Origin of the sequence: Rhizobium indigoferae (assembly GCF_034554815.1) — a bacterium.
Lineage (GTDB): Bacteria > Pseudomonadota > Alphaproteobacteria > Rhizobiales > Rhizobiaceae > Rhizobium > Rhizobium leguminosarum.
Genome location: NZ_CP140635.1, coordinates 3,307,624 through 3,321,662 on the forward strand (window position 1 = coordinate 3,307,624; position 14,039 = coordinate 3,321,662).

Sequence of the window (14,039 nt, forward strand, 5' to 3'; positions counted from 1 at the left end):
TAACTCCATCAACCCCTTCTGCACCTGCAAAAGGGAAAGGCATTTTGGATGGGCGTGCAGTCCAATTAAATGGTCAATGTCCTCGACGTGCGGAGCCATTCATTTATGAGCAGTGTTACCGACCGACTGATTCAGGGCAGCATGTGGCTGAGTCTGTCCCGCGCCATCGTCAACGGACTTTCGGCACTCAGCACCTTTGTGCTCGCCTGGTATCTCGTGCCGGCTGATTTTGGTCTCGTCGCCATTGCAACGACGATCCAGGTCATCTTGAGCTCGGTGACCGAACTCTCGCTCAATCAGGCGCTTATCCGCCACGAGTCTCCCAGCGAAACGCACTTCAGCGCGGTGTGGACGTTGAGCGTGACGCGAAGCGCTGTTTTGGCGCTGTTGTTTGCCGCCGCGTCCTATCCGATCGCTGAATTTTATAACGAGCCGCGGCTGACGAGCGTGATGCTTGCCTTGAGTTTCAGCCTGCTCCTGAGTGGTCTGGCCAATCCACGCCGCGTCATGCTGCAGCGTGATTTGATTTTCTGGCAGGAGTTCGTACTCAACGTCTCGCAAAAGCTGGTCGGCTTCGTCGTGACGGTGGCAATTGCTGCCATCTACCAGAGTTATTGGGCGCTCGTTATCGGCACCCTCGCCTATCAGGTCACGAATATCATCGTTTCCTACACCGTCCTGCCGTTCTGGCCGCGCATCACCTTTCGTCATGCACGCGAATTGTTTTCGTTCTCGGTGTGGCTGACGGCGGGACAGATCGTCAACACGCTGAACTGGCGCATCGAATACCTGCTGATCGGCAAGATGCTGGGCGCCACGCAGCTTGGCCATTATACCGTCGGCAACACCCTTTCGACGCTGCCGACGCGCGAGGCGACGGCGCCATTGAACCAGACGATTTACCCGGGCTTTTCGAAGGTCCGCAACGACCCGGTCCGGCTGATCGCAGCCTATCAGCGTGCACAGGCGCTTCTGGCGGCGGTGGCGCTTCCGGCCGGTATCGGCATGGCTGTTGTGGCTGATCCGATGATGCGGCTTGCCCTGGGAGAAAAGTGGGTTCCCGCCATCTTCATCGTACAGGCACTCGCATCGGTCTTTGCCCTGCAGACCCTCGGTTCGCTCGTCCAACCGCTCGGCATGGCAAAAGGCCATACCAAGATGCTGTTCATCCGCGACACGCAGATGCTGGTGGTCCGCGTGCCCATCATCATCGCTGGTCTCATGATGGCCGGGCTTCCGGGCGTCGTTTATGCCCGCGTGTTGACGGGCCTGATTTCCACCGTAGTCAACATGCTTCTCGTCAAGCGCTTGATCAATCTGCCATTCTTCCAGCAGCTCGCGGCAAACTTCCGCGCGCTTGCCAGTGTCGCCGTGATGGCTGCCGGTGTCTGGGGATTGTCGCATGTCCTGAACACCCCCACCGACAAATTGGCGTTGGCTCTTCACCTGGCCATCCTCGTCGTCACCGGCGGTATCCTCTATGTCGGTTCCAGCTGTGTCCTTTGGCTCGCGATGAAGAAGCCAAACGGCCCGGAAACCGAAGTTCAGCGGATCGTTGTCAAGTTCCTGTCAAAAGCCAAACGTATTGCCGTACCCAAGTCGGCCTGAAGTTAAACGAACATCAACAAGAGAGGCAGAATGACCAGCCAATCCAGATCGGAGCTGATCTCAAAACTCAACGGCATGATCCATGATTGCCTGAAGGACTATGTCTCGCGCGACGAGCCGCTTGCGATTCTCGACTTTCCCGACATCCGCAATTGCGGCGACTCGGCAATCTGGCTGGGTGAGATGGCCTATCTCAAGGATCGCTTCGGCAAGCGCCCGGACTATGTTTCCAGACTGTACGACTTCTCCGCCGACGAACTGAAACGGCGGGTACCGACCGGCCCGATCTTCATTCACGGCGGCGGCAATTTCGGCGATATCTGGGTTGCCCACCAGGATTTCCGCGAATCGATCATGGAGCGTTTCCCGGATCGGCAGATCATCCAGTTCCCGCAGTCGATCCACTACAGCTCGCCTGAGCGCATCGAGCAATCCAAACGGGCAATCGGGCGCCACAAGAATTTCGTGTTGCTCGTGCGCGACGAAGAATCGAAGGAGTTTTCCGAAAAACACTTCGACTGCACCGTACGACTATGCCCCGACATGGCTTTTGCCATCGGTCCGCTTCCGGAAAGGGCGACACAGATTCCCGTCCTCGCCATGTTGCGGGAGGATGCAGAACGGGTTGGCGGTACCGATCGCACAATTCCTTCCGATATTCCTGTGGAAGACTGGATTACCGAGTCGAAACGGAAGGTCGATATCGCCAAGAAGTTGGGGGTAGCTTCGGCTTATCTCGCATTGAAGCCGAGCGAAGTTGCCTTGCGCAGACTGGACGCTGCGGCACACAACCGTTTCGAGCGCGGCATCAGTCAGATTTCGCGTGCCCGCGCAATCGTGACCGATCGCCTGCACGTCCATATCTGCTCGCTGCTGCTCGGCCGCCCGCATGCCGTGTTAGACAACAGCTATGGAAAGATCCGCCGCTTCATGAATGCTTTCTCCGGCGGAACCGACCTTTCATACAAGGCAACCTCGCTCGAGGACGGAATAGAGTGGGCGCGTCGTCAGGCGGCAAAGGGGCGTGTCGATGCAAAAGAAGCTGTGAGCTTGCGGGCTTAAGGGGGCATTCGATGACACTTGTCACGTTCATTATCCCGGTCCGACATCAGGACAATGCCCGCGATTGGAGCAGGCTGAAGGCAAACCTGACCCAGACCGTGGCTTCCATTTCCAACCAGACCAATGGAGACTGGCGCGGCATCATCGTGGCAAACGAAGGTGCGGATCTGCCTGACCTGCCGGAAAAATTCTCCGCCGTGCGTGTCACCTTTCCGCCGAACGACTTGCATGAGCTCGGAAAGGGCAGCAAGGAAGACTTCCTTGATGCCTTCCGGGCAGACAAAGGCCGTCGCGTTCTGAGCGGCATGCTGAACGCCACCGACAGTCGCTTCTTCATGATTGTCGATGACGACGATTTCGTCAGCTCTCGGATCGTTCAACACGTATCCGACAATCGGGACGCCAACGGATGGACGATCGATCATGGTTATATCTGGGACGATGGCGGCAACTTCCTGTTTGGCCACGACGACTTCAGCCATCTCTGCGGTACCTCGTTGATCATACGTGCCGATCTCTACCAACTGCCGGAACGTTTCGAGGAGGCTTCGCTCGACTGGATCAAGTCGATGCTGGGCAGCCATGTCCGCATAGCAAGCATCCTTGCCCAGCGGGGCGCGCCGCTAACGAAACTGCCGTTTCGCGGGGCGGTCTATCGGGTCGCCCATGGCGGATCGCATAGTCAGGCACCGAGCCTGCTGCGGCAGTATTTCCTCAACCGCGGTGTGCTCACCAAACCGCGGCGGTGGTTACGCAATCTTCGCAAGCTGAGGGTACTCGGCGAGGGTCACAGGCGCGAGTTTTTCGGCAAGACACGGTCAAACCCCGCGTAGGCGCCGAACTGCTCGAACATCGCACAGGCAGTCAAAACATGAAGCTCTTCTCTTACGACTTCACCAAGAGGGTTGGTAACTGATGTCGGATCTCTTCGTCAGCGTGCTCTTTTCATCTTACAATGGCGCCAGCCGCCGGCTGCGCCATACTTTGGATTCCTTGGTGCGCCAGGAGCTTCCCCATGATCGATGGGAATTGGTTGCTGTCGACAATAATAGCAATGACGATACGTTTGAGCTTTTGAAATCGTACAGCGAGAAGCTTCCCATCACCATCCTGCAGCAGCGCAAGCCGGGAAAGTCTGGCGCGCTGAATTTGGCTTTGGATCAAATAAAGGGAGATCTCATTGTCTTTACGGACGACGACATACGCGCCGAACCGAACTGGCTGAAAGCGATCGTCGACTGCGCTATCGCCCATCCGGGCTATGGCGTGTTCGGAGGCAGAATCGTCCCCGATTGGGAAAAGGAGCCGAAGGGCCGCTTTATCGATTGGATTCCAATGGGCTCGACTTTCGCGATCGTCGATGAAGCGCAAAGCGGACCTTGTGACCCGACGAAAGTCTGGGGTCCCAACACGATCATTCGGCGAGAGTTGCTCGGAACGAGCGTGCGCTACCGGGAAGATATCGGCCCTCTCCCAGGGAAAATATTTGCCATGGGTGAAGATGCGGAAATCATCATTCGACTGGCGGCAAATGGCGCCAAGTCCTATCGATGCGCGGAGGCCGTGGTTCATCACTGGATACCGGCATCAAGTGTCACTGAGGATTGGGTACAGAAGCGCGGCGAACGGCTTGGCTATGGCATGCCGGCGCTCTTCCCTGACGAGGTACCTGGAGGGGTGAGGCTCAGCGGAGTTCCACTACCGATCTGGATCGAAAGCGCGCAATGGGCATTTCGGGCAGCCATGCTTTATCTCTTGCCGCAATCAAAGAAGCGTTTCTGGGCTATCTGGAAATATTACTACATGCGTGGATATCGTGCTGGAATTCGCCGATATGCGCCCCAGACGCTCGCGCGGTGATCGATTGGCCCAGGAGGCAGTAAATTGAAACTCTCGGTGCTCATCAACAATTTCAATTATGGTCGCTTTTTGCGCCCATGCATCGACAGTGTTTTGTCACAGGCCTACCCCGACTTCGAAGTGGTGGTGGTCGACGACGGATCGACGGACGATTCCCAAGAGATCCTTGCCTCCTACGGTGAACAGATCCTGACGGTATTGAAGGAAAACGGTGGCCAGGCCTCGAGCTTCAACGCGGGTTTTGCGGCCGCAAGCGGTGATGTCCTCTTCCTCCTCGATGCCGATGATGCATTCTTGCCGGGCAAGCTCGCTCGTATAGCCGAAATCTACGACCGCAGCGAGATCGACTGGTGCTTCGACCGGGTGACGACTGAGGAAAGCGACCGGCCTCCAACAGAGCTGCAGGTGACGCTGTTCGACAAGCGGGATACGCTGCGCAGGGGCGGCTTTCCCTCGCTTCCTGTGCCGACATCCGGCTTGAGCTTCCGCCGCGATCTGCTGTCTCAGATCCTGCCAATGTCTGTCGCGAAAGACGTCGTCCTCAGCGACAATTACATCAAGTTTGCAGCCGCCTATCTGGGTCGCGGCGCCATCGTCGAAACACCGCTGACGTTTCAGCGCATTCATGAGTCGAACCGGTACACGGGCACAAGCAGGGCAAAGACGCTGCGCCCACGGATCATGATCGCGACTGGGCTCGAACTGGCACGCCGCTATGACGGGCTGCAGGCACTCGGCAAGAGCCTCGTGGCCGGCGGAATTGCCGAAACGACATCGCTTCTGAAGCTCCGGGGTGAAGCTCGCAACACGGTGGCCGGCGGTCCGTTCGGCGATGCTGCCGCGACCGAAGTGGCCTTGATGGCGGCGCGCAAGCGTTTGGGAAATATGCTGCGGAGAGGACAGTCATGAATCAGCAAAAGACTTTTCCGCATTCATCCGTCGGCACAGAAGTAGGCGCCGCGCCGCTGAGGATCGCCGTCGGCGTGCTGACCTATCGCCGCCTCGACGGGATCGCCAAGCTTCTTGACGTCATGACGCGCCAGGTCAGGCAGCCGGCTCGCCCCTATCATCTCACTATGGTGATCGTCGATAATGATGCGGCCGGCAGCGCAAGGGCCACGGTAGAGAGCTTTGGCCAAACAGGTGCCTACGACCTGATCTACGTCATCGAACAAAATCAGGGCATACCCTTTGCACGCAATCGCGCATTGGATTCAGCGCCTCCCGGCACTGACCTCTTCTGCTTTCTCGACGATGACGAATGGCCGGTCGATGGCTGGCTGGACGCGATGCTGGAGACACGGGAGAAAAACCGCGCCGATTGCGTCTACGGCCCCGTCCAACCGGTCTATCCCGAAAACCCGCCGGAATATTTCATCAAGGCAAGGGTGTTCGAGCGCAAGAAGAACAAGGACGGTCAACGCATTTCTTATGCGGCCTCTAACAACGTCATGTTCGACTATCCCCTGATCCGCTCATGGAATCTGCGTTTTGAAGAGAAGATGCGCTTCACCGGGGGCACGGATTACCTTTTCTTCAACCAAGCCATCCGCCGTGGCATGCAGGTCTTCTGGGCTGACAAGGCGCTCGTCCATGATATCGTTCCGGCCAGCCGGATGACCTGGAAATGGGTATTGCAAAGACAATACCGGCTCGGCAATACCTTCGCAGTCAGCGAGGTCCTGCATGGCAACCTCAAGCGCCGGATCTATCGCGCGGCCTATGGTGCCACGAGAGTCATCCTTGGGCTGGTCATGCTGCCGGCGATCTTGATTTCACCCTATTGGGGCATGCGAGCCCTCACCCATGTTCTGCGCGGCGCGGGCATGGTTAATGGGATTCTCGGCCATGCATACCAGGAATACAAGCCCAATGCCGCTCTCTGATATTTGTTTGTGCGAGCGCCCTTGGAAGAGTTTTGACCCTTATTATGTTCCAGTTGAAAATATCATGAGTGATTGGCTGTCCATGAACTTCAAGGCTTCAATCGACCCAGCCAAAAATGGTACACTTCTATTGAACTATCGTGACACAATCGCTGTTCGTACAGAACGGTTTTTCGCCCCTATCATCGGTCAAATATAGGAGATGCCTGTCTATGACTGAGAAAAAATTGAAGGTTCTCGCTGCCTCGTCAGGAGGCGGCCACTGGGAGCAACTGATGGCCATGCGCGGCGCATTCGAGGGCTGCGATATCGTCTTTGCAACGACGATCCCGGGACTGCTTGCAAAATACGACATTCGGGACGGACTTGTGCTTCCCGATTGCAGCCGCGACTCGATACCCATGTCGATCCGGTGCTTTTTCAGCGCCTTTTCCATCGTCATCAAACAGAGGCCCGACGTCGTCATCTCGACCGGTGCCGCGCCCGGGCTTTTTTGCCTGCTTGCCGGCAAATTGATGGGCAAGCGGACGATCTGGATCGATAGCGTCGCCAATGTCGAGAAGCTCTCCCTATCGGGTAAATTGGCCGGCCATATTGCGACGCTCTGGCTCACGCAGTGGCAGCATCTTTCACGGCCGGATGGCCCCCACTACGCAGGAGCTGTCCTTTGATCCTTGTCACCGTCGGAACGCAGCTGCCGTTTGATCGCCTCGTCAAATCTGTCGACACCTTCGCAAAGGAACTGTCCAAACCGGTTCTGGCGCAGATCGGCAAGGGCACCTACACGCCACAGAACATGAAATGGATCAAGAATATCGAGCCCGCGGACTTCGATAGAGTCTTTTTCGATGCAAGTGTCATCGTCTCTCACGCGGGAATTGGCACTGTGCTTACGGCGAAACGTTTTGGAAAGCCGATCATTCTCGTTCCCCGGCAGGCATCCCTCGGCGAGCATAGAAACGATCATCAGCTTGCCACGGTAGGCCAGCTCGCAGGCCGACCGGGTATCTACGTTGCACATACCGATGACGATCTCAGGAGCTATCTGCTCGAAGACCTGGATAGCCCGTCTCACGAAGATTCGTCGGAGGCCGGTCGGGCTTCACTGGTCACCTACCTGAAAAACTATATTGCAGCAGTCTGAACCCTGAGAGCCGTCAGGGACTGTGACGGGGCATGAGAGAATTTTCATTCTCCGCAATTGTTGCCGGCGATACGTTTGGCGAGTTCGGGCGCGATGATTTTGGAGGCCACGTCGGGCAAAGGATGCACACCATCAGGAATTGCCCTGGCCAGATCATCCGGCGTAAGACGCTCCCAGTTGGGCCGGTGGTCGACAAACTCCAGACCACGTATTTCGGCCTCTGTCTGATGGGCAGAGACATAGCTGTCGGCAAAGGGGCGGATTAGCCCCCGCAGCCCCGAAAACGGATTCATGGCCATGACGATGATCCGCGCTTGCGGCAGGCGCTGCCGCAGCTGGTCGAGGATCTCGCCGATATTCTTTCGGCTTTGCGCAAGCGACACGAACCGATGCAATGTCGCATCGTTAGCATAGAGTTCAATCAGGATGATATCCGGCTGCGCGGCAACGACGCGATCAACTTGGGTAAGGGCCCATAGTGACGTCTCGCCGCTCTTTGCAACGCTCTCGACTTTCACGGGCCTTTGCAGGCAGACTGAAAGCCCTGTCTCGAGAGCGGGCTGCCATCCCCCGCGGGCCGTCAAGGATGTTCCGAAAGCCACTATTTTCAGCGGCTGAGGACTATCGGCATGGCCGTTTTTGACCGCGGAAAACATCACCAGACACGCCAGAAACAGAACCAGTCCATAAGCCGGTCGCCTCGCAGTCGGCGCCGTTCGCCAAAGCAGCAAACACATCATCGGGAGACCTTGCCGCAGACTTGAGACAATTTCGTGAAATGGCCGCTCATGCCCGTTCGAGCAACCCGAAACTATCCAACCTCACTCTGGCGGATGGCTGCTTTGAGACGTCCGGGCTTTCAACCACGCGAAACAGCCGCCAATCACTCCTGACGAAATACGTGCTGCATCTGATCGGTCAGCGGCTTCGTCAGATAGGATATGACGGTCCGGTCGCCGATCTTGATAAAGACCTCGGCCGGCATGCCGGGATAGAGCTTTATCGTCTTCATCCTGGCAATGCTTTCAGCTTTCGGCTTGACGCGCAGGGGATAGTAGCTGATGCCCGTGCGCTCATCCTTGACGATATCAGGGGCGATTGAGGTAATCTCACCGCTCACATCAGGCGTCGTGCGTTGATCGAAAGCACTGAAGCGCACATCGACGGACTGACCGACGTGAACCTGGTCAATATCGCGGGTGGCGACTTTCGCCTCGACCGTAAGTTCGTTATTTTCGGGAACGACGAGCATCAACGTCTGACCGGGATCGATGACACCATTGACGGTGTGAACCGAAAGTTCGTGAACTCGCCCAGTCAGCGGCGCGGTAATGTCGAGACGGTGCAGCTGATCGAGTGCGGTTCCGCGGCGCTCTTCATATTCGGCGATCTGTGCCTCGACGTCGGTCAGGTCCTTTGCGATCTCCGAACGACGATCCTCATCCAGCTGGATCGACTGGCGATCGATCTCGATTGCCTTACCCTCGGCCTCGGCCTTTGATGCGATTTCCTGGCCGCTGTTGCCCTGGAGATCGGCGCGTGCGCGCTTGAGCGTATTCAAACGCTGAAGCGTGACGAGACCCTTCTTGTAGAGCGTATCAATGCCCTCAAGCTCCTGTTCGATCAAGCCCAAGGCATCGCTGGTGGCGTTGATCTGAACGACCAACCCCTTTACCTGCTCGGCCAGCTGGTCCTTGCGCGATGCCAACTGGCTCTTCATTCCGATAAGCGCCGTCCTGCGACTGTCGAACAATTTCTGCTCACCATCGAGAAGCTTCGCCGCGGAGGTGCTGGATGTCAGATCAGTGATGTTTTCCTCGACCTCGAACGAATCGGCGCCGATCCGTTCCGCCTTCAGACGGGCGCGGCGCGCATAAAGCTGAGCGAGCGTGCTTTCGACAATCGAGAGGTTCGCTCTTGTCGTCGTCCCATCGAGCCGTATCAGCACCTGCCCTGCCGTCACATGGTCGTTTTCGGCGACCAGCAGTTCCGACACGATACCACCTGTCAGGTGCTGGACCTTCTTGACATCGCCGTCAACAACGATCACGCCCTCGCCGATGACTGCGCTCGAAAGCTCTGTCGTCGCCGCCCAACCGCCGATGCCGCAAACGAGGGCTATCGACAACGCACCGACAACGGCAACATGCCGATTGAGGGAGCGTTTCGATTCACTGATAACTTTATTCACAATCTTCCCTCTGGCCTATTCGGCCGCATTGATGCCGTCGACCACGACTTTAAGCTGAGCCACGCGCTCGGCAATCGGCGTGCGCGCCGCTTCCGGCCGGCTGACCCTTGCCAGAACTTCCTCTTTCGGACCGAACGCGATCATCCGGCCATCTTGCATCATCAGCACGAAGTCACAGACCGCCAGAACGCCGGACCGATGTGCGATGACAACGACAATGCCGCCGCGCGCCCGCACGCTCATGATCGCAGCACTCAGCGCCCGCTCGCCTTCTTCATCAAGATTGGAGTTCGGTTCATCGAGCACGACGAGGAATGGTTCGCCGTAAAGCGCTCTTGCAAGCGCGATCCGCTGTCTCTGGCCGGCCGAAAGCGCCGCACCGCCTTCGCCGATTTCGGTTTCGTAACCGTTCGGCAGACGAAGGATAAGATCGTGAACACGCGCCGCCCTCGCTGCGGCAACCACTGCCTCGGGCGACATCTCCTTCGCGAAACGGCAGATATTCTGCGCGACGGTCCCCGAAAAAAGCTCCACATCCTGCGGGAGATAACCGATATGCCGGCCAAGTGCGTCACCGTCCCACTGGTCGAGTGCCGCACCATCAAGGCGAATGGATCCTCTGACGGTCGGCCAGATGCCCATCATCGCCCGCGCCAGCGACGACTTACCCGAGGCACTGTAACCAATGACCCCAAGCGCGCTCCCTGCCCTTAAGCCGAAGCTGACATCGGAGATGACCAGGCGCTGGCCAGCCGGTGGTCCGCTCGCCAGGCCCTCAACAGTGACTTGCTTGGTAGGAGCCGCGAGCGCAAGCGGGGCTGGAATCTCAGGAATGGTTTTCAGCAGGCTCGAAAGCCGCGCCCAGCTCTGCTGAGCAGAAACGAAGCCACGCCAATTTCCGATCGCTGCTTCGACAGGCGCCAGGGCGCGCGAGGTCAATATCGAGCCCGCGATGATAATTCCCGAAGAGGCCTGCCCTTGAATGACCAGGATTGCGCCGGTCGCAAGCGTCCCCGATTGCAGAGCAATACGGAAAATCTTCGACAAGGTCGCATATCCGTTGCCGACATCCGATGCCTGCCGAGTGATCGTTCGGTATTCACTGTTCTTGCGGTCCCAGATTTCGGCCATCGTGCCTGCCATGCCCATGGCGTGAATGACCTCGGAGTTGCGGATCGAGGTCTGCGCGAAGGCATTCCGCATATTTGCGGAGTCAGACTGCTTTTTTGATAGCGTCCGCGTTCCCTGATTGGTCATGAACGTCAGGATGGCGAGAACCAGCGATCCACCGATCGCGATATATCCGATCGCCGGATGAAAGAGGAAACAGATCACGATATAGAACGGCAACCACGGCAGATCGAACATCGCTGTCGGGCCCATACCGGACAGGAAGGTTCTGATCTGGTCGAAGTCGCGCAACGGCTGAAGCCCGTCGCCGCCGATTTTGACCTTCAGCGGAGCCTTGATAAGCGCCCGGAACACACGTCCGTTCACCATCTCGTCAAGTGAACCGGCAACACGCACGAGCATCCTGCTTCGCAGAACCTCGAACGCTCCTTGAAAGGCGTAAAGCATCAACGCAAGTATTGCCAGGGCAGCCAGCGAGGGTATGCTTTTGCTGGGGATGACCCGGTCATACACCTCAAGCATAAAAAATGAACTTGTAAGATAGAGGATATTGATAAGCGCACTTGCTATTCCAATGAAAACAAGCCCCCCCTTGCATTTCCTCAAGGCTTTGGATGGCTCGCTCGCATCCGCTGTTGAACTCTGAAACACGAAGTAATCCCTCTCTTACCGCATAACCCACAGGCATACATGCCAGCGCACTGCAGCTACGGGTCCATCAAGCCCGATCAATAACACAGCCGCATCTGGATTGTCGGCACCGGTGCCGATCTTCCGACTTGCAAGCTCACACCTATTATATGAATCCCACCGAAAAATGGCCAAGAAATTCCAATTTATAGCGCGCGCGATTTCAGGGGTTCTAACTTGACGCTACGCTAAATATACCGGCCCAAGCAAGTGAAAATCGCAAACCGCCCAATAACGGGCCAAAGGGATAGCCGTGCCGCGTGCTTAAACACGATGTTTACTCGGGCATTAACTATATATTCAGTCCATATTTTACTCTGAAGATGAACGGCTGAAATATTAGGTCAGCGACCATTCCCCGACTCGACCGCCGGCGAGCACTCATCATCGAGCTTTAATGTCGAGATAAAACGGCTGGCAAGGCGGCCCCGCCGACCCGTCCCGTCTGATTCAGACCAGCAGATGTGAGCCATGAAATGCATCCACGTTGATGGAGACGCTCAACGAGTCCGTATCGATGTGTGAAGCACCGTCGGAGATCTTGTACTGGAAGGATTCGCTGACGTTACCGCTAATGCCGGCGAGTTTGGCCGCATCGACCGTATAGGTGTAGTCACCATCGCTGTCGACATGGATGACGCCGTATTTCCCGGTCAGCGTCAGCCCATGCTTGTCCACCGCACTGTCACCGAAGCGGCGGAGCAGCACAGTCCCGTTAGAGGCACTGTCGTTTTCGAGGAGATTGCCGTGATAGGCGCTGCCGGTGTCACTCGCGATCTTCAGGTTGTCATGGACGGCGACGATCTTGGGAACGACGGCTGCGGCTACCGTCGCGGTATGCGTTTCTGTTGCGGGAGCCTGGGTAATTGTTTGCGGCAGCGCTGGTACTTCCACATGCTGCTCGACGACTGGTACGGTAGGCGTCTGCTCATTGTTCGATGACGTATTGCTGCTCGTGCTGCCAGCGGCGCTGTCAAGCTCGGCCTGCGCTTGTTCGAACGTTTTGTTCTCGCCGATGGAGAACGTGTTCTGAGCAGCAATTGCGGGCGGCATCGTCAGCGTCGATACCAGGCTGTCGATGATATTGTCATGAAAAGAACCCGATGCGGACCTGTCAACCTTCAGCGCTGACGAGGACAGGCCGTCAAAGACATTGTCATGGATATCGATGTTCTCACGAACATAGTTTGGATAGCCCGCTGCGCTAACCAGGACGCCATAAACGCCACCATGCACATAATTTCCGCTGATGTCATAGTTCTTCGCATCTCCCTGATCGCCAAGGCCAATACCGTAGGACCAGCTATAGCCGCCGTATCCCGAGATGTCGTTGTCGTGGATGGCGATATTCGTGCCCGCCTGGGCACTCAACCCAAAGCCACCGCCGATGAGCGTGTTGCCATCGACCACGGCGTTTACAGCCCTGACCAACACGAGGACACCCTTGGCGCTATTGGTCTCCGTCTGCTCCAGATGATTGTCCTTGACCAGAATATTGCTGCTATCATTGAGCTGGATAGCGTCTGCCGCTGCACCCTGGCTGTTGGTGACGGTATTGTTGACGAGGGTGACACCGTTGACCTTGTCCATCCAAATGCCATCGGCATGCACCCCGGTCAGCTTGCTGTTCTCAATCGTGATGTTCTGGCTGCTTTGGAAGCTGATCGAGCCGGGCTTTCCAGCAAGGCCTGTATTTGTCACCTCGACGTTGCGAACCGTCCAGTTCGACACATTCCCTGCATATATCGCGTTGGCGCCGGTATCGGCGATCTTGATGTTCTCAATGACGATGTTCGAAGCCTTGGAACCGTGGATGCCGTCATTGCTGCTGTGAATGACCGGCGCATCGCCAACACCGTAACTGCCAATCGTGATTGGAGCGGCAACGCTGCCGGAGTATTTCAAATCGAACTGTTCGTTGAACACGCTTCCGGCAGCCAGGAGCACGCTATCGCCCGGGTTGAGCTTGAGCGCCTCGACAGCGGAAAGCGTCGCGAAAGCCGCCTGCTCGCTCACTCCACTGTTCTGATTGGATCCCGTTGCCGAATTTACATAGTAGACGGTCACACCATGATCTCCCAAAGATACTGGAAAACCTTCTACCCGCGGACCTCTCTCTGCCTCCTAAAATGGAACACTAAAATGCGTTCTATCTCGAGATAATTCTTACGTCCGCTGCAAAATATCTTCATTTCTCAAATATTTCGCATTGCAAAAAAAGTTGCACTGCACAATTATGAACAAGTTACCTGATATCGGCATCGGCAATAAGATTACCTCCTAGAACACGCATCTTAATTTGTAAAAAATGCGCCTCCAAAGAGACATTACTTGATAAACATATGTTACAAGAGAACGACATCAGTTACTTCGTCGAAAAGCATGAGATAGAGCGATCAACGAAACAAAACCGCGATATCACGCCATAGCCCGTAGTGATTATATCAACATCTCATCTGCACATCAG

The 14,039-nt window shown here is 56.5% G+C and carries 12 protein-coding genes; 8 read left to right on the forward strand and 4 right to left on the reverse strand.

The window, feature by feature from the left end; translation table 11 throughout:
* Window positions 1-105: 105 nt before the first annotated feature.
* From U5G49_RS16565 to U5G49_RS16600, 8 genes are all read left to right on the forward strand, one after another.
* Complete coding sequence (locus U5G49_RS16565) at window positions 106-1,608, forward strand: lipopolysaccharide biosynthesis protein (protein ID WP_026188495.1); 1,503 nt, start codon at window positions 106-108, stop codon at window positions 1,606-1,608.
* Between the two features lie 30 nt (window positions 1,609-1,638).
* Window positions 1,639-2,670: a polysaccharide pyruvyl transferase family protein gene (locus tag U5G49_RS16570; protein WP_018243205.1), complete on the forward strand. Its 1,032-nt coding sequence runs from the start codon at window positions 1,639-1,641 to the stop codon at window positions 2,668-2,670.
* Window positions 2,671-2,681: 11 nt separating this feature from the next.
* A complete protein-coding gene (locus U5G49_RS16575; RefSeq protein ID WP_193445048.1) occupies window positions 2,682-3,503 on the forward strand; it encodes a galactosyl transferase in 822 nt (273 codons plus the stop codon).
* 82 nt (window positions 3,504-3,585) lie between these two features.
* The gene (locus tag U5G49_RS16580) at window positions 3,586-4,530 is read left to right on the forward strand and encodes a glycosyltransferase (protein WP_193445047.1); all 945 of its coding nucleotides are present in this window, start codon (window positions 3,586-3,588) and stop codon (window positions 4,528-4,530) included.
* 24 nt (window positions 4,531-4,554) lie between these two features.
* On the forward strand, window positions 4,555-5,439 hold the full coding sequence (locus U5G49_RS16585) for a glycosyltransferase family 2 protein (protein ID WP_193445046.1): 885 nt from the start codon (window positions 4,555-4,557) through the stop codon (window positions 5,437-5,439).
* Entirely contained in the window at window positions 5,436-6,416 is a 981-nt protein-coding gene (locus U5G49_RS16590) for a glycosyltransferase family A protein (protein WP_018243209.1), read from the forward strand. The genes U5G49_RS16585 and U5G49_RS16590 overlap by 4 nt, the downstream gene beginning before the upstream one ends.
* A gap of 212 nt (window positions 6,417-6,628) precedes the next feature.
* Window positions 6,629-7,087 carry a glycosyltransferase family protein gene (locus tag U5G49_RS16595; RefSeq protein ID WP_018446812.1) on the forward strand — a complete coding sequence of 153 codons (459 nt, stop codon included), beginning with the start codon at window positions 6,629-6,631 and terminating at the stop codon, window positions 7,085-7,087.
* Window positions 7,084-7,560 carry a glycosyltransferase gene (locus tag U5G49_RS16600; protein ID WP_018243211.1) on the forward strand — a complete coding sequence of 159 codons (477 nt, stop codon included), beginning with the start codon at window positions 7,084-7,086 and terminating at the stop codon, window positions 7,558-7,560. Before U5G49_RS16595 ends, U5G49_RS16600 begins: the two co-directional genes overlap by 4 nt.
* A gap of 44 nt (window positions 7,561-7,604) precedes the next feature.
* On the opposite strand, the gene U5G49_RS16605 is transcribed toward U5G49_RS16600, so the two are convergent.
* The 4 genes from U5G49_RS16605 to U5G49_RS16620 all read right to left on the reverse strand — a co-directional run bounded on the left by U5G49_RS16605 (window position 7,605) and on the right by U5G49_RS16620 (window position 13,639).
* Window positions 7,605-8,300, reverse strand: a complete 696-nt coding sequence (locus U5G49_RS16605) for an SGNH/GDSL hydrolase family protein (RefSeq protein WP_193445045.1) — start codon at window positions 8,298-8,300, stop codon at window positions 7,605-7,607.
* 143 nt (window positions 8,301-8,443) lie between these two features.
* A complete protein-coding gene (locus U5G49_RS16610) occupies window positions 8,444-9,751 on the reverse strand; it encodes an HlyD family type I secretion periplasmic adaptor subunit (RefSeq protein ID WP_018243213.1) in 1,308 nt (435 codons plus the stop codon).
* A gap of 15 nt (window positions 9,752-9,766) precedes the next feature.
* Complete coding sequence (locus U5G49_RS16615; protein ID WP_018243214.1) at window positions 9,767-11,533, reverse strand: type I secretion system permease/ATPase; 1,767 nt, start codon at window positions 11,531-11,533, stop codon at window positions 9,767-9,769.
* 489 nt (window positions 11,534-12,022) lie between these two features.
* A complete protein-coding gene (locus U5G49_RS16620; protein WP_193445044.1) occupies window positions 12,023-13,639 on the reverse strand; it encodes a right-handed parallel beta-helix repeat-containing protein in 1,617 nt (538 codons plus the stop codon).
* Between the last annotated feature and the right edge of the window lie 400 nt (window positions 13,640-14,039).

Bases quoted from the DNA above. Each gene is read 5' to 3' on its own strand.
- U5G49_RS16595 (WP_018446812.1), top strand. From the start codon at position 6,629: ATGACTGAGAAAAAATTGAAGGTTCTCGCTGCCTCGTCAGGAGGCGGC.
- U5G49_RS16590 (WP_018243209.1), top strand. From the start codon at position 5,436: ATGAATCAGCAAAAGACTTTTCCGCATTCATCCGTCGGCACAGAAGTA.
- U5G49_RS16605 (WP_193445045.1), bottom strand. From the start codon at position 8,300: ATGATGTGTTTGCTGCTTTGGCGAACGGCGCCGACTGCGAGGCGACCG.
- U5G49_RS16580 (WP_193445047.1), top strand. From the start codon at position 3,586: ATGTCGGATCTCTTCGTCAGCGTGCTCTTTTCATCTTACAATGGCGCC.
- U5G49_RS16575 (WP_193445048.1), top strand. From the start codon at position 2,682: ATGACACTTGTCACGTTCATTATCCCGGTCCGACATCAGGACAATGCC.
- U5G49_RS16565 (WP_026188495.1), top strand. From the start codon at position 106: ATGAGCAGTGTTACCGACCGACTGATTCAGGGCAGCATGTGGCTGAGT.
- U5G49_RS16570 (WP_018243205.1), top strand. From the start codon at position 1,639: ATGACCAGCCAATCCAGATCGGAGCTGATCTCAAAACTCAACGGCATG.